The organism is Shimia sp., from assembly GCF_022448905.1.
GTDB lineage: Bacteria > Pseudomonadota > Alphaproteobacteria > Rhodobacterales > Rhodobacteraceae > Shimia.
This window is the reverse complement of the sequence record NZ_JAKVCW010000026.1, coordinates 1-25,421: the sequence shown is the minus strand read 5'-3', so window position 1 is coordinate 25,421 and position 25,421 is coordinate 1. Positions and strand designations below refer to the sequence as shown.

The window sequence follows — 25,421 nt, the reverse complement described above, 5'->3', positions numbered from 1 at the left end:
TGACGAGCAAACGCAAAAAAGCCCCGCCGGAAGAGCGGGGCTTTTTGTTTGTCAGGTCAGATGTTTAGCCTTGCGATTTGATCGCTTCCAGATGTGGCACCAGGCTGGAGACATCATAGCCGCCATTGGCGGCGGCGTTCACGATGTCGGCCACCTCCATCTCCATGGCCTGAGACAGCGCCCAGCAGATGGTGGAGCGGGTGCCAGAGCGGCAGTAGGCCAGCACCTTGCCGTCACAGCCAGCGGCGCTGTCGCGTTGCAGCGCCTGACGGTCCGGGGTCATCGTGTCCATGGTCAGCGGGTTGACCACATACTGCAGGCCAGCCGCTTCGGCGGCGGCGCGCATGGTCTCGGAGTGCTGATCCGGGCCGACCTCATTGTCAGGACGGTTGTTGATGACAAGCCCAAAGCCAGCGTCGGCAAGGGCGGCAAAATCTGCGGCGTCAATCTGAGGCGCGGCAAAGAAGCGGTCGGTGATCTGACGAATATCCATGGCGATTGCTTACTCGGCAGGGACGGCGCTGTCCAGTTGCGCGCGCGCCAGAGGGGCCAACGCCATGCCAGCAATCATGGCGGCGAAGAACACCCAATGCGGCCAGCCGCCATAGCTGAGCGAGGCCACGGCGGGGCCAGGGCACAGACCCGCGAGACCCCAGCCAACGCCAAACAGAACGGAGCCGAGCACAAGATTGCGCCCAAGCTTTGGTTCAGGCGGCTTCGGGAACTCCCCGCCGACAATCGGCTTGCGGCCATTTGTGAGCAGCCAAGCAATGGCCATTGGGATGATTGCGCCGCCCATGACAAAGGCCAGCGTCGGGTCCCAGTTGCCAAAGACGTCCAGCCAGCCCTGCACCTTGGTGGTGTCGGTCATGCCGGAAATGAACAGGCCTGCGCCAAAAAGGCCGCCTGCGAGCAGAGCGAGAAGACTGCGGCTCATCAGATCACTCCCAACAGGTGGCGGAAGAGTACGACTGTGAGGCCACCGGCCATGATGTAGAACACGGTGGCCACAATCCCGCGCAACGACAAGCGGGAGATGCCACAAACGCCGTGCCCGGAGGTGCAGCCATTGGCGAGGCGAGTGCCGACGCCCACACATAGACCTGCGGCGATCAGGACCGCCACGTTGGTGGTGGCATGTGTGTCCACGTCAGAGAACAGCGGGTAGAGCAGCACCGGCACCAGAAAAACACCGGCGAGGAAGGCCAGACGTTCGGCCATATTGCTTTTGCCGGAGCCATCAACGAGACCGCCGATGATGCCGCTGGCGCCCATGACGCGGCCGTTGCCGAGCAGAAAGACGGCGCCGCCGAGGCCAATAAGGAGGCCGCCGCCCAGCCCGAAGAGCCAGTCGGTTGGTATTGCGTTCAGTATGATTTTTCCTTTGATGTTAGCGCTTTAAGGATCAAAGTTTATTTACGGGAACCTTGAGGAAGACATCGCCTTCTTCATCGGGTTCCGGCATTTGCCCGGCGCGCATGTTCACTTGGAGCGACGGGATGATGAGTTTCGGCATGGCCAAAGAGGCATCACGCGTGTCGCGCATTTCGACAAAGCTGTCTTTGTCAGCGCCGTCGCCTACATGCACGTTGTTGGCCTTTTGCTCGCCTACTGTGGTTTCCCAAGCGTATTCATCTCGGCCCGGCGCTTTGTAGTCATGACCAACAAAAATGCGGGTCTCGTCCGGCAAGGCGAGGATTTTCTGGATCGACTGATAGAGCGTCTCGGAAGAGCCGCCGGGGAAATCACAGCGGGCGGTGCCGAAATCTGGCATAAACAGTGTGTCACCCACAAAGGCCGCATCGCCGATGACGTAGGTCATGCAGGCGGGGGTGTGGCCGGGGGTGTGCAGCACGTCGCCGCGCAATTGGCCAATCATGAAGCTGTCGCCTTCTTCAAACAGCTTGTCGAACTGGCTGCCGTCTCGCTGGAACTCCGTGCCTTCGTTGAAAACCTTGCCGAAGGTGTCCTGCACAATGGTGATGTTTTTGCCGATGCCGATTTTACCGCCGATCTTTTCCTGCAGGTAAGGCGCGGCGGAGAGGTGGTCGGCATGTACATGGCTCTCGAGGATCCACTCCACTTTCAGGTTGTTCTCCTGAACGTGGGCAATGATCTCATCGGCGGATTTTGTGTCGGTGCGGCCAGAGCTGTAGTCAAAGTCCAGCACGCTGTCGATGATGGCGCAGGATGTGCCCTCCGGGTCTTTCACAACAAAAGAGATGGTGTTCGTCGCTTCGTCAAAAAAGGCTGTTACGTCGGGGGTCATGGCGATTCCTCTATTTGGTGGCAAACATATATGAAAGATTGCATGTGTTTCAAGATGGGCGTGATATGTGCTAAAAACATGCGCAGTGCGGCGTGTTTTTGGGCAGCTATTGATGTGAATCAAGGCGCAGATTTGGGGTGGCTGTCAAGGTGCGTGCGGGTTTTGAAGCCGTGCCCTTGCGCGGTGGCCCCGGCAATGGAGACGACGATGACAGATCACAGCACATACAAAGCTGCCCTGCTTAAACGCTTGTCAGAGCTGGATAAACGGCTGCACGCGATCGAGGCTGAGCTGGACGCGCCGCACTCTAAAGATTGGGATGAAGCGGCGGTTGAGCATGAGGGTGACGAGGTGCTTGAAGGGCTTGGCACCAGTGGCCAAGAGGAAATCCGCCGAATTCAGGCTGCCTTGGAACGTTTGCGTGAGGGCGCGTATGGTTTCTGTGTAAAGTGTGGAGAGGAAATTTCCGATGCTCGCCTTAAGGTGGTGCCGGACGCCCCGCTATGCAGTGATTGTGCCGCTGGTTAAAGCACTCTGCCATTTTTAGGTTTTGAGAAATACGTTTGGGAGGACGTTACATGACTGTCGAACATCTATTGAACCGCGCGGAAGCGCTGGAAACCAAAATTCACAAGGCGGACGATATGGACCGCTATGAGCTGCATCAGCAGTTGCACCGCACTTTGATGAACATCGAGCAAAGTGGTGGTCGTGTGCCCGCGCGTCTGCGCCGGTTGGATCTTGATCTGCTGGATCAGGAGATCGAAGACAGTTTTGACAATATGCCGGTGTAACGCTGGTCATTGGCCTGACGCAGTGTGACAGATGTGCCGACCTGTGCAGCCCTGTGGATAACTGGGCTTGCGCGGCGGCTTTGTGCGGCTAAACTCTGAAAACACAAAGGCTTGCGCCGAAGTTTGTCAGGGTTTTGAGGCATGACGCAGTTGCTAGATTATGCGGTCGAAGGCGGGGTTGCGGTCCTGTCGATGAACCATCCGCCCACCAATGCGCTGACCGCAGAATTGCGTGCGGCGGTGTATGACGCTTTGCAGACCGCGCTTGCGGACAAGATGGTGGGCGCGATTGCGCTTCTGGGCAGTGGCGCGGAGTTTTCCGCCGGGCGCGATTATTCTGAACTTGGCAAACCAATTGCGCATCCCAATCTGGCAGAGCTGTGTGCTGCGGTTGAGACCGCGGGCAAGCCGGTGGTTGCTGGCTTGTCGGGCGCGGTGATGGGCGGTGGGCTGGAGCTGGCCTGGGCCTGCCATTACCGTGTGGCCCTAAGCAGCACGCAGGTCGCCATGCCCGAAGTCGCGCTTGGCGTAATGCCCGGGGCAGGGGGTACGCAACGTGCGCCACGCCTGTTGGGGGCGGATACAGCGCTCAATATCCTGTTGTCCGGTGTGATGATGCCGATCACCTCCGCTGAGGTGGCGGGTATGGTGGACGAGATTGTTGAAGGTGATCTGCGCGAGGCCACTGTGCTTTTTGCGCTCAACTGTATTGCCAAATACAAACCCGCACGGCCAACGGCGGATGCCACCGGTGGGATTGCCGATTTCCAGGCGTTCCAGGCGGGCGTGAGCAAATGGGAAAAGCGCATCGACCCGCGGGGGCAGGATGCCGCTTTGGCCATTTTGGAGTGCGTGAAAGCTGCGCCTTTGCTGCCGTTTGAGGTTGGTCTGGAGTTTGAGCGCGAGCGGTTTGAAGAATTGGTGACCTCCGATCAGAGCCGGGCCCTGCGCCATGTGGCGCTGGCGGAGCGGCGGGCGACACGTTTGCCGGAGATGCATCAGGCCGACCCCCGTCCAGTGAAAATACTCGGCGTTGTGGTCGGCGCGGATCGTGTGGGCGCGGATTTGGCGCTGGCGGCTTTGCAGCATGGCTTGTCGGTGGTGTTGACCGCGCAGGTGCCTGCGGCGTTGGAGCTGGCGCAACGGCGGATCGAGGCGGCATTGCAGCGCATGGTGACCAGTGGCCGCATCGAAGATGTCGCGTCGCGCGAGATGTTGGCGCGTTTGCGTGCCGAAGCGGATCTGGTGGCTTTGGCGCGGGCCGATTTGGTGATTGAAGCCATCGGTCAGGGGCGTGAGATTTCGCGCCAGATTGCGGCGCAGCTGGACGGGATTGTCAAAGACGGCGCGGTGATTGCGGTGCATGATGATGCGGCGCAGATCGGACCGGTGGCGCAGGCCACGGGCAGCCCGCAGGATGTGGTTGGCCTTTATGTGCCAAACCTGCATCTGCGCACCTCCGGAGTGGAGGTCGCAGTGGGCAAAAGCACGGGGCCTGAGGCGGTTGCGACGCTGTTTGCCATGCTGAGCGCTATGGGGTTCCTGCCGCTGCGGGCCAAGACCTACAACGGTTTGATTGGTCAAAACGTGATGGGGGCCTGCATCCGCGCGGCGGAGGATTTGCTGCGCATTGGCGCGGACCCTTACGAGATTGACCGGGTCATGCACAGCTGGGGCTTCTCGCTGGGGCCGTTTCAAATTGCCGATGCTCTGGGGCTGAATGCGCCGGGGCTGCGCACGGCTCAGGCGGGGATCAGCACGGTGCTGTATCGTATGGGCCGCGAAGGGCGTGGGGCGCAGCGGGGGTGGTATCAGTATTCGCAAGAGCACCCGTTTGGTGCGGCAGATGCGGACACGCGGAACATCGTGCGCGCGGTGATCGAAGAAGACCCCAAACCGGTCAGCAATGTGGGCGTGCGTGATGTGGACATTGAAAAGACCTGCCTCGCGGCGATGGCCAACGCCGGGGCACGACTATTGCGTATAGGTGTCGCTTCCAAACCGTCAGACATTGATGTGGCCATGATCCACGGCTTTGGCTTCCCGCGCTGGCTGGGCGGCCCAATGCAGGCGGCGGACGATCACGGGTTGATCGATCTACGCAACCACGTGCGCAAGTTGGCAGAGCCGGGGGATGCCTTCTGGAAACCGGAGCCGCTGTTTGACACGCTTATCAAAAACGGGCGCGGTTTTGGGGCGCTCAATGGCTGAGGCTTAGGGGCAGGACACTTAGGACAGGGAAATCCCGACCATCACCACCATCAGGCCAATCACAGACAGGAACAGCGCGCCGAGGTTCAGCGGCACGACCTTCTGAACCGCTGCGCGCAGCTCTTCGTCTGACAGGCCAGCCTTGCGGGCTTTGGCGACTTTCACGATGGAGAGCAGCAGGCCCAGCAGGCCAATCACCGACATAAGGGCTCCAGCCCAGATCATCCATTGCATCGCAGACGTCCTCTTTTGCGGGCGCATTTGGGGGCGCACCCTGTCTGGACAGGGCAGCTACCGGATTGTTGGCACACGCGCAAGACGGGGGACACGCGGCATTTGGCACAGATCACGGGAAATGGCGAAGCGGGCCTTGCATGGCAGCGCGGTTTGCGGTCTATAGCTGCGTTAATCTTGGCGCCCGCGCGGCGCGCATAATCGGCACAAAATGAGGTCAGACATGAGCGAAGGCACATCTTCGGACGCGCAATACGGCGTCACCGGTCAGGAACTGAAACAGTTCATCGAGCGCGTCGAGCGTTTGGAACTTGAGAAAGCCGAAGTGGCTGAGCAGATCAAAGAGGTCTTTGCAGAGATGAAAGGCCGCGGCTTTGACGTGAAGGCAATCCGCACAATAATCCGCGAGCGCAAGCAGGACCCCAATGATGTGGCCGAGCAGGAAGCGGTGATTGACATGTATAAGTCAGCGTTGGGCATGGCATAAGGTTCATCACGAAAGCGACTCTCAAGAGGCTCTCCATTGGAGGGCCTTTTTGTTTTTTGGCAAGTGCCGCATTGACCGACACCTTGGATGAGATACCCTGACTGCGTTGGGCGCTGCGTTTTTGGCGGCCGCGTCCCTGTTGCGTGTTTAAGGATTTTGTCATGGGCTATTTGAAACGAGCTTGCCGCTTTGCGGTGACACTTCTTTTGGGGCTCGTGCCTTCTTTTGTTACAGCGGACGATGCGGCTGACGCAAACAATCCGCTGGCAAATGTGCGCGCCTTTAATATTCAAGGGTACTACTTGAATGATTTTAGTGGCTTGCCCAGTGATACCGACGGGTTTCAAACGGTCTTACGCTATGCGCAGCCACTCAAAATTGGGGACACCAATTGGCTTATGCGTGCCTCATTGCCTTACAATTCGCTGCCTATTGGGGCGGGCAATACAACGGTCAGCGGCATTGGCGATGTGGATGTCTTTATGGCCTATCAGTTTGACACCCGTCCCGGCATCAGCTTCGGCATTGGGCCTCAAGTGGTTGCTCCCACGGCCTCTGACGATCGGCTCGGTGCAGATCAATGGCAGCTTGGCCTCGCCAATGTCTACTTCAACGGCACCTCACCTCAGTTCCAATATGGCTACCTGTTGATTTACCGGACTGGTGTTGGCAGTACGCCAGCTGGCCGCAAGCGGCCTGAGGTCGGGGCGTTTCAGCCATTTTGGTTCTACCAACTGGGCAAAGGCTGGTACACCGGTGGCGCGCCAATCTGGAACTATGATTTTACCACCGACAACTACAATGTGCCCTTCGGGTTGCGGTTGGGAAAAGTTCAACAGTTCGGTTCAACTACAGCTAATATTTTTGTGGAGCCGCAATGGTCCTTGGCCAGTCGTGGCAACGGCCAGCCTCAGTTTCAGCTCTACGCGGCGGTAAACCTACAATTCCGATAGTTGGGTACGCCTTATGGCGTTAGAACCGTTACGCCGGGAATGCGCTCGATCCGATAAACGTCTTCGTCATAGGCCTGCGTCATGTGGTCGACCATGGGTACGGTCCAGCCAGGCAAGTCGAGCTCTTCTTCGATTTCGTCTTCGATGGCGAATTTATCTAAGAACGCAGCATAGATGCGTCGTTTCTGGATTTCGGTCACGCCGGGGTGATCTGCCAGGAAGGCTTCCAGCCGCGCCATGCCTTCGTCGCTCATGATACTGCGGAGCAAATCCGTGCCACCTGCAACTGGGGTGGCTGGATCCAACCCTGCCATATCGCGCATGATCTCTTCCCATATGATCGGGGTGTCTTCGTTGCACCAAACTGTGACCGGCATATGTGGCACGGCATCGCGGATGCGCAGGATCAACTCGGACCAGCGCAGTGCCAGTGGATCGCAATTGTCGGTAACTTCCTCGATGGGGTGGTTGGGCGAGGCGGCGACAAGTGCGGGCACAAAGGTGGCCGGATTGCGGATTGCCATGAAGATCTCCAGATCTTCGCCGTAAAACAACGAAGACACGCCGCGCAAACGGTCGCCAGCCGTCGGAAACAGGCAATTGTCGCGGATTGCGCGGCGGGGCACACCAAAGAAGTTGTCGTTGGACAGGATCATACGGTCCGGTTTGGCGTCCCCAATCATGCCGCCCATGATCGCGCCTTTGTAGTCGGCTGCCATGGTGGCATTGTTCATCTGCCCAAGCGTGTCGCGGATTTGGCGACGATAGGTGGATTGGGGCGGCAGAGCGATGCCATTCTGCGCCAGCAGATCCCGGTTTTGGCTCAGGCTGCCGAGCAGTTTGCCCTCGTCTGTGAAATGCGCGCCCGCGTGAAGTACAATCTGCATGTTCTTTTCGTTGTTGGATTGTGCTGTAACAAGTATAGCCTCGTTTCTGGACAGTAAAACCAGATTCAGGCAACACAAGGGCGCGATAAAGGAATCCCCTGTGCAATCACATGTGACAACACCGCCCTCCGCACAAAACTCAACGCCCAAGGCGTTGAAAAGATGGTTGTCTTTTGACCCGTGGTCCTTGGGGGCGCTGTTTGTCGCAACTGTTGTGCTTGCGCCGATCCTGGCGGTGATTTGGATTGCGTTTCATCCGGTTGAAAATATCTGGCCGCATTTGCTGTCCACCACACTGCCACGCTACATGCGCAATACGCTGGTTTTGATGGTCTCGGTTGGTGTGCTCGCGGCCGCGATGGGTGCAACAACGGCTTGGCTGGTGACGCGCTATCGCTTTCCCGGGGTGCGCTGGATTCAATGGGCTCTGCTGTTGCCGCTGGCCATTCCTGCCTATGTCGGCGCCTATGCTCTGGTAGATTTTCTGGAATACGCGGGACCGGTTCAAACCGGCTTGCGTGACCTGTTTGGGTGGCAAACAAGCCGCGATTATTGGTTCCCGGAAATTCGTTCCATGGGCGCGGCGATCATCGTGTTGTCCGCTGCTTTGTTTCCCTACGTCTATATTCTGGCCCGCGCGGCATACCGGGAGCAGTTCGGCGCTTCCGAAGAAGTGGCGCGATCTTTGGGGGCGGGGCCGTTTGCGCGGTTCTGGCGCGTGGGGCTGCCAATGGCCCGCCCGGCGATTGCCGCCGGCACCGCCATTGTGATGATGGAAACTGTGAATGACTTTGGCACTGTGGATTATTTTGCCGTGCAGACCCTGACCACCGGGATTTTCAGCGTTTGGTTGGAAAGCAACAACGCAGGTGGTGCAGCACAGATTTCCAGCGTGGTGCTGATGCTGGTGATCCTGCTGGTCACGATGGAAAAAATCAGCCGCCGGAAGGTGCAGTTTTTTAGCCTGAGCAACCGCAACCGCCCGGCTGAGCCGGTGCAGTTGACAGGGGTTTGGGGCTGGATGGCCTTCGTCACCTGTCTGCTACCCTTCCTAATCGGGTTTGTGATGCCGTTTCTGGTGATTGCGGACAACGCCGCAAGCAGTCTGGAGCAATGGCGGGACCCTGCCTTGTACGAGGCGCTTTGGAATACGTTGCGGGTCTGCGGCATTGCTGCGGTGCTGACCGTGGTCGCTGGTGTTTTGATGGTCTACGGCGTACGCCTGTCAGGCCGCAGCCTGCCGCGCTTGCTGTTGCCTATCACCACAATTGGCTATGCGGCACCTGGCGCGGTTTTGGGCGTGGGCATTCTGATCCCGCTGGCGGCGCTTGACCACAAACTGGCGGATCTGATCGAGACGATGACAGGCTCCCCAACCGGATTGATTCTCACCGGCTCATCCTTTGCTCTGATTCTGGCCTACTGCGTGCGATTCTTTGCCATTGCCCAAGGCGCGGCAGATGGCGCTATGGGGCGCGTGGCGCCCAGTTTGCCAATGGCAGCCCGGTCTTTGGGGCGTACAAAAGGACAAGTTTTGGGCGAAGTTTACCTGCCGCTGGTGCGTGCCTCGATTGGTTCCGCACTGCTTCTGGTCTTTGTGGATTGCGTGAAAGAGCTGCCCGCGACCATGCTTTTGCGCCCGTTTAACTTTGATACATTGGCCACACGCGTGCACGAGCAGGCCAGTTTGGAGAACCTGCCGGACGCCAGCCCCGGCGCGATCATGATTGTTTTGGTGGGGCTTGTGGCGGTTGGACTGCTGGCCCGCGCAAATCGCTAAAAAAGCCTCTTGCAGGTTCTGATCGAAGGCCTTAAACGAAGCTCCAGTGCCCCTATAGCTCAGCTGGTAGAGCAACTGATTTGTAATCAGTAGGTCCGCGGTTCGAGTCCGTGTGGGGGCACCATAAAATTCAATGACTTAGCGGTGAATTTGCTGAATGTGTCATTTTGGTTTCCCAGTATGTTTCCCACTTTCATGTTCTGTTTGTGTTCTGTTCTCGCGTAGCTGAACCACCTCGTCTGCGAGTCGTTTTTGGTTTGCGCCACTGGAGTACTTCGCAACCATGCTGCGGGCCTTATGGCCAGTGATCGCTGCGATCTGCGCATCTGTAGCCCCGAGTTCCGCGAGCTTTGAGGCCGCACTGTATCGCAGGCCATGCAGTGAATAGGCGCGGGTTTTGGCCTTGTTTGAAATTCGGGTTAGCCGTTGTGCAGCGCCGCTATATGTAAGGGGCGCGCCGGTCTGGCTGGTGAGGATGAATATCCCGCGTTTTTCGGTTTGCCTCAGAATGTCCAAAAGCTCATTCGTGCAGGGCACCCATATCTTTGTGCCTGTTTTATTCTGCGCCACAAAGATGCCCTTGCCGTCAAAGTCAGACCATTTCATTTTGATGAGATCGCCCGCACGTTGGCCAGTGCCTAGGGCGAGTTCAAAGAGCAGGGCGGCCTCTGGTGTCGCTTGCGCTCTAAACGCCTCAATGGCCCATTCCGGCCAAGGCGTGTGGCCTTCCCCCTCTTTTAGCTTGCGAACCCCTTTTGCGGGGTTGTCGGCGCGCCATCCGAGATCGATGGCGAGTTCGAACAGAACGGAAATCACTTGCAGGGTGTAATTTGCTGTCCGCGGTTTGTCTGAGTTCGCCTGTTGGATCGCAATGGCGTGCTTGCGCTGAAATTTCAGAGTGTCCTTGGTGCCGACGCGCTGACGCAAATATTCAAGATAGCGGCTGTATTCGCGCTTTGTGACAGGCTTGAGATCGATCCAGCGGGGGCTTTTCTTATAGAGCAGGATCAGGTTGTTCCAGGAAGTTTTGCGTTCGGCTAGGTCGCCACCGCGCATTAAGCGCCAATATGCCTTGTCGTATTCTTCGCTGGATGGATCGTCAGGTAAGCGGGTGTATTTGCCGTCTTTGCGGAAATACTGATAGGTGCGGCCTTTAATGACTTTGGTTGTGGTGAACTTCTTTCTTACCATTGAATTTCCTCATACCCATCCGCTTTCTCACCTCTGGCAATAGCCTTTAATTCGTCAGTTTCCCAACGTTCATGGGGTCCGATCTGTTGCGGCTTGGGTAAAACGCCCTCTTCCACCAATGCTAGAAATTCGCCCTGCGTCATCTCAAAGAGCGCAGCGGCGGTTTTGGCGGTGGCAAAAAGGGGCGTGTGTTGACCCATTACTCGATGTACTTTCGGACGCGCTTCACCGCCTCTGTGCTCGTGTCAGTCATTGGGGGCCTCCATACCCTTCTCCGCTGTAAATGGCTTCGGCGAATGCCTCTTGAGGGGTGCTGCCGGTACCCTCGACACGCTCAAACGGCTTGCTCATGTGGTGGGAAATTACTTCCCAAACCGTATCGCTATCTCCAGTGTCCGCAATTGGTTCGGCACGGCACCGAACATCCCAGCACTCGCTTTCCAGCCGATCCCAAATTTCCGTTACAGTTTTGGCTATGGCGTCTTGTGGCGGTGTAACAAAGGCGCTGCGGATGCGGGCTTCGTAGTGCCGTTGTGCGTCCATCTTCGCTTGGAACAAGGAACCACGAACTTCGCCCTCCCATTGCTCTATACGGCCACTTTCATGAAACAACTCAATCCAAGCATAGTGGCGACCACCACAAATGCCGACATAATACGTTCCAAAAATGGTCTTTGCGCCGTGCGTGTAGTTGTTTTGCTTGGATGGGTTCCACCACGCCAACTGCCCGATGACGCCGCCCATGGCCTTTAGCTCGTCACGTTCATTGAGGAGAGTGCGGAGGGCGTTGGCTGTGGCTTCGTGCACCTCCAAGGTTTCTTTTCCGCGCTCAAGGCGCAGTTTGCTACCGGCACCAGATGCCAGTGTTTTGAACAAAGCGACCCGCTTGTCATATTCTTGGGCCAGCCTTTCCACCGCCTTTGTGCTTGTGTCAGTCATGTCGATGCTCCTGTGTGGCGATGAGGGTGCCTATGGTGATGGTTTTGATCATGCGGCTTCTCCCTTCGTTGCAGTATATTCTTCGCAAAAGAGACCGCATGGCGGCATAGTCCACAAAGGTCTCCCCTTTGCTGAAGGGTCCAATTCGTCCAGGAAGATACGTTGGCCTTTTACTCGTGCCAGCCGGACGCCAAGCCGTCTGGACTGTTCCGCGCGCTGCTGAAAAACGTCAGGAAAGGTTTCGCGGACTAGATTCCAATATGTCGGGCTAGTTGCCTTAACGCAGCCAATGCAATTGGCGTTGGGGTAGCCGAGGCCGTATATCGCTGGCAGGTCAATGCCAGCGGAGCGAACCATATCGCCACAGTCTGACTTGGTCATGCCCGCGTCGATCAAAATCGGAAGCAGGTTTTGACGCTCAAGCTTTACGAAGCTCTCATGCCGCGCCTTTTCTTCGACGGTGTAGCCCATCACATGCCATTCTGGGGAGTTGATGGCTTCCCACTCCTGTCGAGCCTCAATTTTCAAGTGTCGAGTGCAGGGCGCTCCTTTGGGGAATGACATCGCCTTTCTGTGGTTCCACACATCAACGCAAGAACCGCTTGGATACTTTGATGCGTTGTAGAGCTCAATTTCTACTCCGCACCACTCCGCGACCTCTCGGCAAAAGCGACGATTATCCTTGTGCTCTTCTGCAATCGGCTGGTTAATCGCCCGAACGTTTTCGGCGCCGTACTCTTCGATTGTAAGCTTCAAGGCTGCCGCGCTGGCGGCTCCGCAGGAAAACCAAACAGCAATCATTCCGTCTCTCTCCTTCTTCATTGACCCGCTTGGGGGTTAGGCTGCTAGGGCTTCGGCTGTGAGGTGTTGGCAATTGGCTGCGCAAAGCGCTTCGGCCAGATCCGGGCAAACGCTGTTGCCAACGCAGCTGACCTGCACGGACTTGGTGAAGTCCTCAAAGGTCCAATCGTCGCCGTCTTGGTGCCAGACGCCTTCGATCACGTAATCGGATTGGAATCCTTGGGCGTTGAACAGCTCACGCGGTGTCAGCATCCGCATTCCGATGTCCACCACCACGAAGGTTTCGCCTTCGATTTTCAGTGTGACAAACTCGCCGCCGTCCCAAGCGTCGTGGGCCCGCAGGAACTCGGTCACCTCACGGGCGCGGGCTTCGTGCTCCGGACCAAAAATAGGCGAAATGTCCGCTTGGACGTGGCTGAAACGATCCCGCACCGTGATCGTGTGGCAAGGTTCGTCTGCGCGGGCGCCATCGCCGGTGCCGTAGTATTTGGCAAACCATGGGGCAACCAACTGCTGCTGTGATCCAGTGGCGGTCAGGGCAGAAATTGGGGTGTCGACGGGGCGACCGGGATTGAACCCGCTGCGCGCTTTGTTGTGCTGGGCCAGAAAGGCCGCCACAGGCGCGTGCTTGATCCCACCGGCCACGATGGGTCCCTGAGGGGCGTGTGGGTCAAGGCAGCGCGGCGATTGGCCTTTTCGCTCGCCGTAGCCGGTCTGCACCAGCGCCGGAATGATCACCGCGTTCTGGTCCTTACGGCTGGCGCATATCGTGTGCATTGGGTCCAGCGGGTCGCGGTTCCGGCCACCTTGCTGCGCATAGGTTAGGATCGGTGCGATTAATCCAGTTTTGTCGCCGCCACCCGCTGTGATTGTAGGTGCGGGAGCCGTTGTAGCCTGCCCAACCGATTGGCCGAAATGCCGGATCAGGGTAGGGGCAACCAACGCCGAATTTCCGCCGCCGGCCAAAACAGTCGGGTGTGGGCCCGCAACTGAGCTATCCCGACGTGCCGTGCCTTTCAGGCTCATCAATTGCGGAGCAATGGTCCCCAACGGCGCGGCCCCTCCAGGCCGTTTGATGAAGCTGTTTGCTGTGATGGTTGACAGCGGGTAACGAATGTCTTGCCCCGTTGCGCCGGTGTTGAACCGGATGATTGATGGAACGACCACCGCTTTTTCACCTCGGTTCGCCCCCGTGATGGTCTTAAACGGCACAGTGGCGTCTTCCACCCGTCCACCGTGGGTCAGGTTTACGAGATAGGGCTTTTGGGCTTCCAGTACGTAGCGCTTCATTCCGCGCGCCACGCGCGCCAGTGTGTTCTGAGCAAGGGGGCGCTTTGCAGTCAGGCTATACTTGGCCTTGATCTCTGCGCTGGTGTCAAAGATCGAGGGGCAGGGCAATGACCAATCAATACACTCCGCGGCTGTGCGCCATGGTTTGAGCTTGCCCGCGTGGACTTCTTTGCAGTTTGGATCGCCATGCGTAGGCTTGGGCCATGCAATAGGCTGTCCGTCGCAACGGGCGATCATAAAGAAACGCTTGCGGATGGTTGGGGCGCCATAGTCACAGCCGCGAAGCTCGCGCCACTGAACCTTATAGCCAAGGTCGCGAAGCGCTTTCATCCACTCTTCAAAGATCACGCCTTCAAGACCTTTGATCACGCGGCCTTCGTCACACAAAGGCCCCCATGTCTTAAATTCTTCAACGTTCTCCATCAGGATTACATCGGGCCGTTCGTTTTTGGGAAGGCGAGCCCATCGCACTACAGCCCATGCCAGATCACGGATGTTCCGGTCTTTGGGTTTGCCGCCTTTGGCCTTAGAGAAGTGCTTGCAGTCTGGGCTTGCCCATAAGAGGCCAATCTTGCGACCCTTATTTACTTGGGCCGGTTCAACATCCCAAATATTGCTGTCCAGGTGTAGGGTTTCGGGGTGATTTGCAGCATGGAGCGCCAGTGCGTCGGCGTTGTGATTGATGGCAACGTCTGGGCTCCTGCCTAAAGCTTGCTCAATACCCTCAGAAGCGCCACCTCCTCCGGCAAAGCAGTCAATGATCATGGGGAAGTCAGCGAAATTTGTCATATAGAAATCCCTGTGAAAAGGCTCAGGCGCGGCGAACCACAGTCCCGTCCATTTTTCTTTTCCACTGGCTGTCTTTGGACCCAGCCAAGCGGCTTTTAGGCTTGTGAATGCCAAGGTGTTTCTTGCGCACACGGTCGCACTTCGCCTTGGTTTTCGCGTCCGCACGTGTCTTCTTTTTGTGTTCGGTGTGCAGGGCAGGCGCGAGATTGGACTCGCGGTTCTCTCCCCCTGCCGCCAATGGAATGACGTGATCAGCTTCCCACTTTTCTCCGGCCGCGATTTTGCGACCGGAGATGTGGCAGGCGCCCTTGTGGGCTTCGAAGACCCGCAGGCGCACCCGCGCCGGAATAGCGGTGTCGGGCGTTGCGCCAATCCATTCTGGGACGCTGCGCTTGCTCATGCCGCCACCCCGAGAATGCTGTGACCCCAATCCAGTACGGCTTGCTTGCTCGCTTGAAAGCGCTCCTTGCCCATGGCCTTGTAGCTTTGGCTGTGTGGAGTGGAGCAGATAACGAAGTTTTTGCGCACGATGACGAGGGCGTAGCCATGTGCCTTGCGCGCTAGATTGGCGATCACCGGTGCGGCTGCACATGCTGCTGCCTTGCTTTCAAAAACGATGGTCTCTGTGTCGCAATGACCGGTAGCGATCAGGCCGTGCTTGCGAAACGCGTCGGCGCTTTTTGCGTAAGGTGCACTTGCTTGGTGATGGGGGAGATTGGCCCACAGGTCATTGATCTCGGCAAACTGCTGGTTGTGGCTGGCGCGACTGCGTTGTTGTTCGCGCAGTTTGTCGGCAAGGGCGTCGGCATAGGTTTTGGGAACCCATTCCTCACCATCGATGACCATGCTGGCAGGGCGTAGGTTTAGTGGGTGCTGGCTCATTAGTTTGCTCCCAAGATGGTTCGTTCAAGGACCGCGTTTGACAGTTCGTCTGGATCAATTCCGTAGGCTTTTCCGACCTCCACAAAGAGCGCGGCGTGATTGGCTCCCTGAGGCGATTTCATGGCCGCTTCCTCGCGTGCGAGGTATTCATCAACTGCTTTAGGCATGTTTTCTAAAGTCATGACTTTAAACCTTAAAACGGGATTGGTGTTTGTCGTCTGGAGCGAGTTTTTGGATCGTGGACCGCGTCAGGCAGCCTCCGCCTCATAGGAAGCCATACAGCTTTGGAAGCAGTCGAAGACATCTTGGAACAGGTGGTTGTGCTTCTTGTCCAAGGCCTCAATGATCTGCTCGCGTTTGTTCCAGACGTTGTTGACGCCTTTCGCGGTTTTCATCCCGCGCATGTCGGCAATGATCTGAGAGGCAAAAGCGTCGGCTTTCTCCGCGTCGGTCGCGTCGTCTGGCAAGTTGTCCAATACCCCGTCGATCCAAGCGTCCTTGAGGCCATTCGAGATTGCGCGGCCTTCATTGCGTCCAGTGACGCTCAAGTCGTCTGCGTCGACGTCTTCATCCGCAGCGACGCCAAGGAGCGCGGTCAATGAGTATCGGCGCGCATAGGTCAGGGCGGCTCCGATCTTCTGGATGTTGTTCATGCGACCAGTACCGTCTTGAACGAGAGGGTAGCGGCTGACGAGCGTTGCGCCGGTCTCATGGGCGAGAGTGGTTTCCAACTTGTCACCCGCGATCGACTGAAAGATTGAAAGCCCGTTTTTTGAGAGAATGGGGCGGACAGCGCGGAGAATGTCGGCGATGTCTGCGTATTTGTATCCGTGGCCTGTCTTGTTCTTTGGGATTTCGGGGAATTCACCCTGTGCCTTTGCAAGTGCTGCATACAGCGGCCCCATGTTTGGGGTTGGGCGGCGATCTGATTTGCTCAAGATGCTGGAGGTCATAATTCGTTCCTTCAAAACTGGAGCGGGCAGGGGCTTACGCAGCCTCTTGCTCGCTTTCCTCAATGCGGTTGATTGCTTCGAAACCGATCATCTTTTCCGTCCACTCGCGGGAGCGGTAGATCTTGGTCACCCCATCGTCGATGCTGACGCCATCGACGGTGATGAAGCCGCTGGTGTTGGTGGAGAGATAGGCAATGACTTCTTCGCCGTTTTCGTTTTCCGGATCGCATTCTTCGACCCAGATATCGGTCACATCGACCTCGAGTTCGGCGTTAGTCCAAGATGGTGTTTTGATCGATTGATACTGCATATCTCTTCCTCCGATGAAGATGAGATAGTATGGACAAAAGTCCACGTCAAGCCAAAAGTGGACAAAAGTCCATCGGATGAGGGTTGGTTCTCTGTGGCAAGGCGAGCTCGAGTTGCGGTCATGCATCGCTCGTTTTATTGGTATGGGAAAAATTGACGTACGTACTGCTGTTAAGTCACTCGGCTAGAGCGCAAATAGAGTGCTAGTTCTGCAGCTTACAAGACGCACATAAGGGGAGATGAACCGCACGCTGGCTCGCAAAATACCAGAAACTTGCGGTTACAAACTGGACTTGATGGTTCGTTTGTGGGGGGGATAGCTGACAACTAGTGGGGCTAAGATTTTATTGTGAAAGCCTTAACGGTACTCTTCAGTCAGTTCCTTTTTAACGCTTTTTTCTTTTGTCCACCGCTGCTCGGGCTGCAACGATGATGAACTCGCGCTCTTCCTCGGAGAGTTGGGAAAGTAGGCCAACGGCCTCCAGGTAAGGTGATGTTTCTGTATCCTTGAGGAATTGATCAAGAGTCTTACCGAACGCTTCCGCTACACGTCTCGCGTCATCTACGTTCGTTTTCGCAGAGTCTCTTTGTTTGAGTTTGTTCAGCTGGTCTTTTGACACGCCGGAGCGACGGGCTACCTCAGCTACAGACAGGCCGGAGGCCCCAAGTTCAGCCAAAAATGCGTCTCGAAACGTTCTTTCCATGGACCGTTTATACATTTGAACGCCGACACTTTGATAGCGGACAAAAGTCCATTGACGGGAAGTGGACAAAAGTCCATATTGCCGCCATGACGGATGAACAAGAAAAGTTAGTGAGGCGAATAGAGGCGGCATCTGAGCGTGCCGGTTTATCTGCCGCAACGATCTGCGAACGGGCTGTCAGAAACAGTCGATTGTATGACCGTCTGAAGTCCGGCGGAAGTTGCACGTATGAAACTGGCGGGAAAATTCATTCATTCATAGACACGCTCGAGGCTCAGGAGAAAAGGCAACATGATCTTTGATCCTCGTGCACTGCAAACTGATGTCGCCTTCATTCGTTGTGGGGCGCCATTTGGTCGTCGGCCAAAGGATTCGACGCTCTCAAACTGCACGCACAGCACTCCCTTCACAACAAAAACGGGTTTTAGAATGTCTGATCTTCTGTACGCCAACATGTTCCGTCGCCTTGTCAATAAGACGGGTGGGGTAGAGGCAGCCTGCGCCACGGTTTCTGCGTTGCTAGGGCATGAAATCTCCAAGGGGACGATCTCTCGGATCCAGAACGGGTTCGCTGCGGTGCCGATGATCTACGTCTACGCGTTGGAAGACGCGACGGGCGACTATCGGTTTACAAAACTGCGCGCCAAGGAAGTTGAAGACCGCGTGGCGGCAAAGGAAGGTCCGTCAATAACGCGGCTTGCCGGTGAAGTCGGCAAGGAGGCCGGTGAGGCTGTAAACGCGCTGATCCTTGCGGCCGAAACCGGCGATCCCAAAGCCATGGCAGAAGCTCGTGTTGAAGTGGAAGAAATGCTTCACGCTGGAGAGACCGCGCTTTCCACAATCGAGAAGTTGAAGGCGTAATGTCTGAGCCGCTGCGCCCCAAACTCACTTCAGAAGACGGGTATGCCGTAATACGCATCCCGTTGACCGAAGTGCATGGGCTACGCGTAGCGCTCAATGAATGCCCGTGTGTAGCAACCAAGTCTTCCAGAACAAAATCAATCAGAAAGCGGCTAGCGATAGCCCTTGGCAGGCTGGAGGCGCGATAATGGCAGTTACTCAAGCAGAGGTCGTGCGTCGCCTTCAAGCAGGAGAGACACTTCTCTGCTCACTTCCCGTTGGAGATTGTTCGACAGACAAGCCCATCTATTTCCTGTCCGGTGGTGGTCGCGTCACAACGGCCACTTACCGGAAGTTGACACCAGAAATGGAAGCAGTCTCGCCGGGGCTATTTGAGGACGTGGAGCCTCAAGAATGGCGGTGGGTGAAGACATGAGCAACCTCGTTACCTCACTGCTTCGCAGCAAGAACCTCGGCATTGGGCTGAGTGCTAAGTCTGTAATCCTGTTGATGGGCGATATCGCCAGCGACGATGGGCAGGGGATTTGGGCTTCCAAAGGCACAATGGCGAGAGAGTTAGAGACCACTGAGCGCACTGTTCAGCGGCAAATCTCCGCACTCGAAAGCGCAGGCTTCATCGAGGAAGTAGGCAAGCGAAGACACAGAAACGGCTTCACAGTCGAGTACAGAATTTGCTTAAGCGTCGTGTCCAGTTGTCCAAATGCAGGCGGTATACCGGTGGCAGATCGGCATTCGACCCCCGACGGTGTGTCACCCCAACCCCCGACAGGCTGTCACCCCACGGACGAGACCCCTGACAGTGTGTCACCGGTACCCCTGACAGGCTGTCACCCCACAGACGAGACCCCTGACAGTGTGTCACCCGTACCCCCGACAGAGTGTCACCCCATAAACGTGACCCCCGACAGTGTGTCACCCCAAGATACGACAGTGTGTCACCCCTCGGCGGGCACCCCCGACACAGTGTCACCGGTACCCCCGACAGAGTGTCACCCAAACCAAAATAAACCATCCAATAAAGTTAATAATATTAGTGAAGGGCAAAAGATCAGCGATGCGCTAACGCGGTTCGCTGGCCTCGATGCGGTGTCTAGTTTCGTCGCCTATCGCCGGAAGATCAAAAAACCACTCACGGTCACGGCGGCCAAGCGACTGGCCGAGCAGCTACGCCAAATCGAGGCCAGAGGTGGCGACGCCTCTGACGCCCTAGGACTCGCCGAGGAACGCGGCTGGCAGTCCGTCAAAGCCGATTGGTACTTCAACGAAAAAGGGCAGGGCAATGACCAACGCTCCCGCAGCAGTTTCCAAGCTTCCAACACCGACCCCACGACTGACGCAATCGCTATCGCCGCACGAAGTCGAAGACCATCGGGCCCGGATCGCGTTCGAGGTTGAAATCATCATGCAGGGATACTGGCAAGCTCCACTTTCGCCTGAAATGAAGGGCGCTGTTCTCGCCGATTGGTGCGACGAGCTCGAGGACTGGCCGCAGGATCAGGTGCGGGCAGCGCTGCGCGATTGGCGGCGACGCAATCCGTCGAAAAAACCGAACCCCGGGCACATCTCAGAAATCCTCAAAGCATGGCGGGGCAGGGACTACGTGGCGAGCCTGCCACCCAAACAGGAAGCCCCTCGAGGAGAGCGCTGCGGAAAGAAACGTGCCGAGGAAATCATTGCCGAGGTCGGTTTCCAGCTGAAGAGATTTGGAGGTGGGCAATGAGACTGGTCTCAACGATCTACAGCAAAGGTCCAGACGAACGCGATCACGCACAGCTTCTGAAGAACCGCGACAAAGCCCGCGTGGCGCTCTGGCACAAGGAAGGCATCGCCGCAATCGACCCAAAAGAAATCAACGATGATTGGATCAAGCAGATGGTGATCAACATCGCAACCGAGCAGTACGGAGCGCGCAAAAATGGGGAAGGGTGACCGCCGCGGGAAGTCCAAAAAGCAACCGCTGGATTTGCCAGGATTGGCGCCAACACCGCGCCCCAAGAAGCGAGGCAAGGCCCGTATGGCAGAGATTGGCCAGGAACGCGATCCGCAGCGCACGGTGCTGTCCGCACGAGCGCGAATGATGGGGCAGGAGGACACAGTACAGAACCGCCAGAAAATGCGCAGCCAAGCGCTAGGAGAGGCCGCAGGGCGCGCCATTTACCTCGCATGCGACGAGGAGGAAGCTGGCAAGCTTTGGAGCATATACGCGGCGTTTACGGCGACCGAGGCGCGCTATGCCAAAGTCGTTCTCTGCAAGAGCCTTCACGCGAAGGGCACTCGGATCGAAATGATGCCGGAGCGGTTTGAAACGCGGGCGGACGACAAGCCGGATTTGCGCAGCGAAGACGAACGCCACCGCGACGCCGTGAATGACTGGATGCGCTGGCGGGGGTACATTGGGCAGTTGCGAAGCGATCAGCAGTTTGCGCTGTTTGGGGTCGTAAGGGGGCGGGTTGAGCCAGTTGTTGAGGCGAGGCTCACGCGGGTAGGGGAACGATTTGTGGGCGCGTTGCGGGCGCTTGCGGCGGTTGTTGATACAAGGTAGTAACAGCGGCTCTCAGCCCGAATTAGACATGACCACCCGACGCTTTGGGCGGGAAACCGAAACTCGCTGCGACACGCGTCAAAGTCGGTACTTTTAAGTAAAGTAGGAGTTCATGAAAGATAAGTGTTGATACCAGACACAAAGCGAAGGGCATTAATTATTCAACTAGGAAAAAAACCAAACCGACCTTGATCCAACGTACCGGAGAAATGCTCGACGCGTGTGCCCAGCTCCACGTCGGAAGGAGGGTCGGTGTTCTCGACAACGATGACTTGGCGATCTTTCTGCAACTGCAAGAGAAAGCGGTAAAAATTGCCGTTAAGATCAGTTCGAGATAAGTCATCGTCATCCCCATCAGGCTCCTTATAAGAAAGCAAAGGCGAATCCAAAATTACAAATCCCGGATGCGCAGAATCTTTTTTTGCACAATATTCCAAAAGTGAAATAGAAAATGCAGCCTGGGTTATCGCGCGAAGGCCCTTTCCAAAGGAAACCCGCGGTTTTCCCGAAATTACCAAGTCCTTGGATTGAAGGTCAAAGTGGACATGGTCTGCACCAGGAAACCCCCAACTCTGAAGTGTTTTTTGCACCAATTCAGAAAATGGTGAAATCACTGTGTCTGTAAGCGTCCTAATTGGCATTTCAGTCGGGGCCGTAACAGTCGAGTTGTTGCTTTCTAACCGGGACTTGCGATCTAGAAGATCGCTTTTTGTTTCGAGAACTCCCAACGCCTCGCGTACGTCGGCGCCCTTATCGGCCAGCTTTTTATAAGACGTCCGAAGCTTTCGTAGATCAGGTGCAATCACCCCCTGTAGTTCGGCATTTTGTTTTTTCAAATTTTGATCGATTCTTGGAAGAGCACCTTCCAAAATGGTCTTTTCCTTTTTTAGCGCGCCGATTGTCTCGGCTAACTCTTCGGCTCGCCGTTCTATTTTTTCGATTTCCGAGCTTGCTGCCGCGGTGACACGAGCAACATCGTTATCGCACGTAGCACCATTTTTATGATGCTGCGCTTCGGCGCCACACATCGGGCAAACATCTGTGTCAATAGCAGCGATGATGCTACCAGCCTCGCGTATGCCCATCAGTCGTTCGATATCGGAATTGTAGTGCTCACGCAGGAGTTTGAACCTGTCCAGAAGCGTTACTACTTCTGTGTACCGATCTCGATTCTCTTCGCGGCGCTGCATGAATTTTCGAACGTTTGACGAAACCTTGCGGTATTGCGCTTCAGTCACCGCGAGCAAACTGGATCTAGCTTCCATTGCATTGTTCAATCGTTCTTTCTGATTGGTTAAATCATCTTTCGACCCGCTAATGTCCTTTATCTTCCGATCGGCTTCAGCGATCAGCAGATCCAGAAGTTCCAGTTGCGCTTCACGTTTTTGTTCTTCTGGGGTCTTTTTCTTATGAGAAACGAGCGCAGAATCGTCCACTCCTGTTAAAAGTAGACGAAACACCGACGTATTGGCTGTGTCAGCCACCACGTTGCCATCTGAAAGCGGTGACCGTTTCTGAATGATCTCTTCCTCGTTGACTATGCAAAGGCGTGCAAGATTCCTGAAGCTGAGGTTTTGGGTCTCGTCTTTTGCGTTCTTCCTAATTCTCTTTCCGTTAAGGCCAATCTTGTTCAACAGGAACGCCGACAGGTTGTCCTGGTCTTTTGCGCTATGTGTTTCACTGAGGACTCTTCCCTCGGCTTCCGGAAGTGTGTAAGTGTAAGCCCCCTCATGGACCTCAAAAGCACCGCCGCTCATGCTTCGACGGGCAGTAACCACATCATTTTCTGAAAGCCTAAGAACCAACAAAATTTGCTCGTATCCGACGGATTGGGGAATGTCCTTAAGTGGCCCCTTGGCACCGAACATGAAGTCAATTGCTTCAACGATGAATGACTTACCCGTATCAGATGCGCCATAAATTACGTTTAAGCCGTCTTGGAAGTGAACTACCGCGGCCTCCCTTTCAGGCCCATGAAATGCGATGCTCTGGATTTGAATTCCGGAAAAACTCATAGGCCACCTTTAGTTTCGTCTTGGAATTCAGAGACCCAGTCTGTCAGGAGGCTACGCATATGATCTTCAAAAGCATCGTCCGAATACGTTGCAAAAAAATCAGCGATCCACTTCGCACGATACCGTAACTGCTCTGAGTAACTCGTGCACAGAGCATCCACAAAGAAAGATGAATACTCGCCTGCACGATAATATATGCCTTTTCGTGTTATTGATCGCTCCACCAATTCGCGAGACATCATAAGATCAAGGCTCTCGGAAACTGCCTTGCGCCGAACCTGCGTGACGGGCGTCATGATGGGAGTTGACGGATGGATGTCTGGCGGTCCGCCTAGCAAGCTAGTCCTTACCAGGAGATAATCTAATGCGGTGAGGCGCTGAATATCCAACTCTTTAGGAAAGCTGGCGTGCAAGCAAAGCACTGCACGCATACCGGTTTCTAACGGACCATTGAAAGGCGTAATTGTTTCTGGTGCTACTGCTTCCATACGAGTTTTCCATCGTTGGCGAGTTGATGGCATACACCCCGTCGGGCAACAGGACGTGCAACTTTATTTAGAGGATGTGCGTCCAGAGCTAAGCTCTGAGCGGTGTTCGTCACGGCCAACACTCGCTTATAGCCATCGTCATGCGGCATGTCGCTGGTGTCGATAACCCCATCATGGACTTCGTCCTGTAAAGATTCAAAAGTGCCCGGCTCCGTTTTGTCTCGAACAAAAACCCTGAGGCCCTCTGCATCAAAGAATGCCTCACGTGATCTGTTTAGGTGGTTTCTCAGTTGTCTCCATTTGTTCAAGTCACTGATGGAGACCGCTTCTAAACCTATGTGTTCCGCGTAGGCATCCAAAAGGCACTCTACATACGTTTTCTCGGCCTCTGAAACCTCTTCGGGTGGTTTCTCAGCTTTTGGTCTTGCCGGAAGCCCGCCACCGAAACGTTTGTTGTAAAACGGGGTCTTCGTACGGAACTGTTCTAACACCCAACGCGTTGAGGGAGCGCGAAAAATCCGAAAGTCGAATTCGTCTACATACTCTTTGAAATCACCTGAAAGCTCAACAATCTTAATGTCTTTTGTTTTTGTAATATTGCCGGAGATCATTTTATCCCACTCACTAATAACCTTCTCCTTAAGATTTGGAGCATGGTTAATCAGATGGGAAAGCGTTGGAGACGCGCCCTTCGGGGCGATGTAAAAGCACTGTTGCGGCGCAGTATAGGTGCCTAAGAAGGAGTACCACAGTATCTTTCCGATTTCGGGCGCGACATCTTTGAATCCCAATGGCGCTCTCTGGTAACACTTGCACTGGTAATTGTCCCAAACTCCCGCAAACCTGTCGCGATCCCGAAAGCCAGCAACATCAATGCCCTTGTCGCCTGAACCCGGGGCATGGTCAGTATCGATGTACTCACTCTCAAGTGAATGAACCCATTCATGGGTAAAATCTTCCCACTGATCTGCATTATAGCTTGCTACAATATGGAGTGGATCTAGCTTAGGCCCGTTTTCAAATTCAATAGCAGACTGTTCAGAGTCGGAGCCAGTTTCAGCAATGGCAGGTTCAGTTTCTTCCATGATGCGACGGCATCCAGTTCAAATCAATCTCTTCATTTTGCTAGCACCATAACGAGTGTATCGGAGCGCGCAATCCACAACGAATAGTTGAGGTCGTTTTTTGCTACCCGGTCGGTATCACTCCGTGGCGCATATAAACGACTTACATATGTCCGCTTTAGGTACGCAGCACTGCAGCAGAACATCTCACGATGGATGTCTCCTTTGGGCCGTTCGTCAAACTTTGCAAAGAGCGCTATCTGCGCGATGCCGACATTGATACCTCCTGTTGTCGCATGGCAGGCGATTGCTGGGGTTATCTTTGATGTCCGAAGGTTTGCTCCCGGCCCTTAGGAGACATTGGTCATCTGCACCTTGGGCGGGAACCGGACATTCGCCACGAGCGCGAACACTTTATGGCCCATAGGCAAGCGGTCATTCGCCGCCCAGCCTCTCGCCCCAATACCCGCAAGTGTTCTGCAGACGTTGCTATCCTGTTATGATTGGGGGTATTGCGAAGTTCAAAACATACGTTTTCGACGCCAGTAGGCTTCGGCGGATGGCACTCCAAAGTGAACCTTAAAACGGACCGTTTTCAAGAGACTAAAGTTATCAAGTTCCCAAAGGATTGAGTTCTGGTAGATTTTTGACAAGTTCAGCGCATTCAATGAAATCGCATATGGTCAAAGCACAAGGCAACAGCTTAGGGTGCATCAGAGACAAGCCATTGGAGTTAGATAGATAATGAAGGGACAATTCCCGCAGTTCGACCCAGGCGCCAAAGTTGACTACAAAGCTATTTGGGAAACGTCCTTATTCGTGTTCGACACTAATGTGTTGTTGAACTTGTACCGCTACCAAACTTCGACTCGTGATCAGCTTTTGGACATTTTGAGTAAGCTGTCTGATCGTATCTGGATACCTCATCATGTGGCATTAGAGTTTCAGCGAAACCGCTTTACCGTCCTTGCTGATCAG

At 55.6% G+C, this 25,421-nt stretch carries 33 protein-coding genes and 1 tRNA gene; 14 read left to right on the top strand and 20 right to left on the bottom strand.

The genetic code is table 11. The features are described from left to right. Positions 1 to 64 precede the first annotated feature (64 nt). Genes MK208_RS20560 through MK208_RS20545 form a run of 4 tightly spaced genes read right to left on the bottom strand, consistent with a single transcriptional unit; the run spans position 65 to position 2,269 of the window. Positions 65 to 493, bottom strand: a complete 429-nt coding sequence (locus MK208_RS20560) for a TIGR01244 family sulfur transferase (RefSeq protein ID WP_294119592.1) — start codon at positions 491 to 493, stop codon at positions 65 to 67. Between the two features lie 9 nt (positions 494 to 502). Continuing rightward, a complete protein-coding gene (locus MK208_RS20555; RefSeq protein WP_294119591.1) occupies positions 503 to 937 on the bottom strand; it encodes a DUF6691 family protein in 435 nt (144 codons plus the stop codon). Then, positions 937 to 1,362, bottom strand: a complete 426-nt coding sequence (locus MK208_RS20550) for a YeeE/YedE family protein (RefSeq protein WP_294119603.1) — start codon at positions 1,360 to 1,362, stop codon at positions 937 to 939. The genes MK208_RS20555 and MK208_RS20550 overlap by 1 nt, the downstream gene beginning before the upstream one ends. Before the next feature lie 43 nt (positions 1,363 to 1,405). Continuing rightward, positions 1,406 to 2,269 (bottom strand): MBL fold metallo-hydrolase, encoded by an 864-nt coding sequence (locus tag MK208_RS20545; protein ID WP_294119590.1) that lies wholly within the window; start codon positions 2,267 to 2,269, stop codon positions 1,406 to 1,408. Positions 2,270 to 2,476: 207 nt separating this feature from the next. Between MK208_RS20545 and MK208_RS20540 the strand changes: the two genes are divergently transcribed. From MK208_RS20540 to MK208_RS20530, 3 genes are all read left to right on the top strand, one after another. Beyond that, on the top strand, positions 2,477 to 2,797 hold the full coding sequence (locus MK208_RS20540) for a TraR/DksA C4-type zinc finger protein (protein WP_294119589.1): 321 nt from the start codon (positions 2,477 to 2,479) through the stop codon (positions 2,795 to 2,797). A gap of 50 nt (positions 2,798 to 2,847) precedes the next feature. Continuing rightward, entirely contained in the window at positions 2,848 to 3,063 is a 216-nt protein-coding gene (locus MK208_RS20535; protein ID WP_294119587.1) for a hypothetical protein, read from the top strand. Between the two features lie 141 nt (positions 3,064 to 3,204). Further along, positions 3,205 to 5,274: an enoyl-CoA hydratase-related protein gene (locus MK208_RS20530; protein WP_294119586.1), complete on the top strand. Its 2,070-nt coding sequence runs from the start codon at positions 3,205 to 3,207 to the stop codon at positions 5,272 to 5,274. 18 nt (positions 5,275 to 5,292) lie between these two features. Here MK208_RS20530 and MK208_RS20525 read toward each other — a convergent pair whose 3' ends face one another. After that, a complete protein-coding gene (locus MK208_RS20525) occupies positions 5,293 to 5,508 on the bottom strand; it encodes a hypothetical protein (RefSeq protein ID WP_294119585.1) in 216 nt (71 codons plus the stop codon). A gap of 223 nt (positions 5,509 to 5,731) precedes the next feature. Between MK208_RS20525 and MK208_RS20520 the strand changes: the two genes are divergently transcribed. Further along, positions 5,732 to 5,995, top strand: a complete 264-nt coding sequence (locus tag MK208_RS20520; RefSeq protein WP_294119584.1) for a DUF2312 domain-containing protein — start codon at positions 5,732 to 5,734, stop codon at positions 5,993 to 5,995. 215 nt (positions 5,996 to 6,210) lie between these two features. Next, a complete protein-coding gene (locus tag MK208_RS20515) occupies positions 6,211 to 6,948 on the top strand; it encodes a hypothetical protein (RefSeq protein ID WP_294119583.1) in 738 nt (245 codons plus the stop codon). Between the two features lie 11 nt (positions 6,949 to 6,959). On the opposite strand, the gene MK208_RS20510 is transcribed toward MK208_RS20515, so the two are convergent. Then, entirely contained in the window at positions 6,960 to 7,835 is an 876-nt protein-coding gene (locus tag MK208_RS20510) for a hypothetical protein (protein ID WP_294119582.1), read from the bottom strand. 166 nt (positions 7,836 to 8,001) lie between these two features. On the opposite strand from MK208_RS20510, the gene MK208_RS20505 reads away from it, so the two are divergent. Continuing rightward, positions 8,002 to 9,615 carry an iron ABC transporter permease gene (locus MK208_RS20505; protein WP_294119581.1) on the top strand — a complete coding sequence of 538 codons (1,614 nt, stop codon included), beginning with the start codon at positions 8,002 to 8,004 and terminating at the stop codon, positions 9,613 to 9,615. Between the two features lie 48 nt (positions 9,616 to 9,663). Then, positions 9,664 to 9,739 (top strand) — tRNA-Thr (locus tag MK208_RS20500). Positions 9,740 to 9,777: 38 nt separating this feature from the next. On the opposite strand, the gene MK208_RS20495 is transcribed toward MK208_RS20500, so the two are convergent. The 11 genes from MK208_RS20495 to MK208_RS20445 form a co-directional block, all read right to left on the bottom strand. After that, on the bottom strand, positions 9,778 to 10,806 hold the full coding sequence (locus tag MK208_RS20495; protein ID WP_294119580.1) for a tyrosine-type recombinase/integrase: 1,029 nt from the start codon (positions 10,804 to 10,806) through the stop codon (positions 9,778 to 9,780). Further along, positions 10,800 to 10,949 (bottom strand): hypothetical protein, encoded by a 150-nt coding sequence (locus MK208_RS20490; protein ID WP_294119579.1) that lies wholly within the window; start codon positions 10,947 to 10,949, stop codon positions 10,800 to 10,802. The genes MK208_RS20495 and MK208_RS20490 overlap by 7 nt, the downstream gene beginning before the upstream one ends. Positions 10,950 to 11,055: 106 nt before the next feature. Next, on the bottom strand, positions 11,056 to 11,745 hold the full coding sequence (locus MK208_RS20485; protein ID WP_294119578.1) for a hypothetical protein: 690 nt from the start codon (positions 11,743 to 11,745) through the stop codon (positions 11,056 to 11,058). Between the two features lie 48 nt (positions 11,746 to 11,793). Then, positions 11,794 to 12,546: a hypothetical protein gene (locus MK208_RS20480; protein ID WP_294119577.1), complete on the bottom strand. Its 753-nt coding sequence runs from the start codon at positions 12,544 to 12,546 to the stop codon at positions 11,794 to 11,796. A 36-nt stretch (positions 12,547 to 12,582) separates the two neighbouring features. Beyond that, entirely contained in the window at positions 12,583 to 14,625 is a 2,043-nt protein-coding gene (locus MK208_RS20475) for a DNA cytosine methyltransferase (RefSeq protein WP_294119576.1), read from the bottom strand. A gap of 22 nt (positions 14,626 to 14,647) precedes the next feature. Next, positions 14,648 to 15,025 (bottom strand): HNH endonuclease signature motif containing protein, encoded by a 378-nt coding sequence (locus MK208_RS20470; protein WP_294119575.1) that lies wholly within the window; start codon positions 15,023 to 15,025, stop codon positions 14,648 to 14,650. Then, the gene (locus MK208_RS20465; protein ID WP_294119574.1) at positions 15,022 to 15,507 is read right to left on the bottom strand and encodes a hypothetical protein; all 486 of its coding nucleotides are present in this window, start codon (positions 15,505 to 15,507) and stop codon (positions 15,022 to 15,024) included. The genes MK208_RS20470 and MK208_RS20465 overlap by 4 nt, the downstream gene beginning before the upstream one ends. Next, on the bottom strand, positions 15,507 to 15,689 hold the full coding sequence (locus MK208_RS20460) for a hypothetical protein (RefSeq protein ID WP_294119572.1): 183 nt from the start codon (positions 15,687 to 15,689) through the stop codon (positions 15,507 to 15,509). The genes MK208_RS20465 and MK208_RS20460 overlap by 1 nt, the downstream gene beginning before the upstream one ends. A gap of 66 nt (positions 15,690 to 15,755) precedes the next feature. After that, positions 15,756 to 16,460, bottom strand: a complete 705-nt coding sequence (locus MK208_RS20455; protein ID WP_294119571.1) for an ERF family protein — start codon at positions 16,458 to 16,460, stop codon at positions 15,756 to 15,758. A gap of 34 nt (positions 16,461 to 16,494) precedes the next feature. Continuing rightward, a complete protein-coding gene (locus tag MK208_RS20450) occupies positions 16,495 to 16,770 on the bottom strand; it encodes a hypothetical protein (protein WP_294119570.1) in 276 nt (91 codons plus the stop codon). Positions 16,771 to 17,155: 385 nt separating this feature from the next. Next, the gene (locus MK208_RS20445) at positions 17,156 to 17,488 is read right to left on the bottom strand and encodes a helix-turn-helix transcriptional regulator (protein WP_294119568.1); all 333 of its coding nucleotides are present in this window, start codon (positions 17,486 to 17,488) and stop codon (positions 17,156 to 17,158) included. 71 nt (positions 17,489 to 17,559) lie between these two features. Between MK208_RS20445 and MK208_RS20440 the strand changes: the two genes are divergently transcribed. From MK208_RS20440 to MK208_RS20420, 6 genes are all read left to right on the top strand, one after another. After that, the gene (locus MK208_RS20440) at positions 17,560 to 17,775 is read left to right on the top strand and encodes a hypothetical protein (protein ID WP_294119567.1); all 216 of its coding nucleotides are present in this window, start codon (positions 17,560 to 17,562) and stop codon (positions 17,773 to 17,775) included. A 127-nt stretch (positions 17,776 to 17,902) separates the two neighbouring features. Then, entirely contained in the window at positions 17,903 to 18,334 is a 432-nt protein-coding gene (locus MK208_RS20435) for a hypothetical protein (RefSeq protein WP_294119565.1), read from the top strand. A gap of 393 nt (positions 18,335 to 18,727) precedes the next feature. Beyond that, positions 18,728 to 19,729: a helix-turn-helix domain-containing protein gene (locus MK208_RS21130; RefSeq protein WP_366011502.1), complete on the top strand. Its 1,002-nt coding sequence runs from the start codon at positions 18,728 to 18,730 to the stop codon at positions 19,727 to 19,729. Beyond that, on the top strand, positions 19,614 to 20,054 hold the full coding sequence (locus tag MK208_RS20430) for a hypothetical protein (RefSeq protein WP_294119564.1): 441 nt from the start codon (positions 19,614 to 19,616) through the stop codon (positions 20,052 to 20,054). The genes MK208_RS21130 and MK208_RS20430 overlap by 116 nt, the downstream gene beginning before the upstream one ends. Then, complete coding sequence (locus tag MK208_RS20425; protein ID WP_294119563.1) at positions 20,051 to 20,263, top strand: hypothetical protein; 213 nt, start codon at positions 20,051 to 20,053, stop codon at positions 20,261 to 20,263. Before MK208_RS20430 ends, MK208_RS20425 begins: the two co-directional genes overlap by 4 nt. Next, complete coding sequence (locus MK208_RS20420; RefSeq protein ID WP_294119562.1) at positions 20,250 to 20,876, top strand: hypothetical protein; 627 nt, start codon at positions 20,250 to 20,252, stop codon at positions 20,874 to 20,876. Before MK208_RS20425 ends, MK208_RS20420 begins: the two co-directional genes overlap by 14 nt. Before the next feature lie 161 nt (positions 20,877 to 21,037). On the opposite strand, the gene MK208_RS20415 is transcribed toward MK208_RS20420, so the two are convergent. The 3 genes from MK208_RS20415 to MK208_RS20405 are packed head-to-tail and all read right to left on the bottom strand — an operon-like array spanning position 21,038 to position 24,464. Beyond that, on the bottom strand, positions 21,038 to 22,891 hold the full coding sequence (locus MK208_RS20415; RefSeq protein ID WP_294119561.1) for an AAA family ATPase: 1,854 nt from the start codon (positions 22,889 to 22,891) through the stop codon (positions 21,038 to 21,040). Beyond that, positions 22,888 to 23,379 (bottom strand): ABC-three component system middle component 2, encoded by a 492-nt coding sequence (locus tag MK208_RS20410; protein WP_294119559.1) that lies wholly within the window; start codon positions 23,377 to 23,379, stop codon positions 22,888 to 22,890. Before MK208_RS20410 ends, MK208_RS20415 begins: the two co-directional genes overlap by 4 nt. After that, positions 23,367 to 24,464, bottom strand: a complete 1,098-nt coding sequence (locus MK208_RS20405; protein ID WP_294119557.1) for an ABC-three component system protein — start codon at positions 24,462 to 24,464, stop codon at positions 23,367 to 23,369. Before MK208_RS20405 ends, MK208_RS20410 begins: the two co-directional genes overlap by 13 nt. Positions 24,465 to 25,187: 723 nt before the next feature. On the opposite strand from MK208_RS20405, the gene MK208_RS20400 reads away from it, so the two are divergent. Beyond that, positions 25,188 to 25,421, top strand: a 234-nt coding sequence (locus MK208_RS20400; protein WP_294119556.1) for a PIN-like domain-containing protein, incomplete at its 3' end; no start/stop codon positions are given.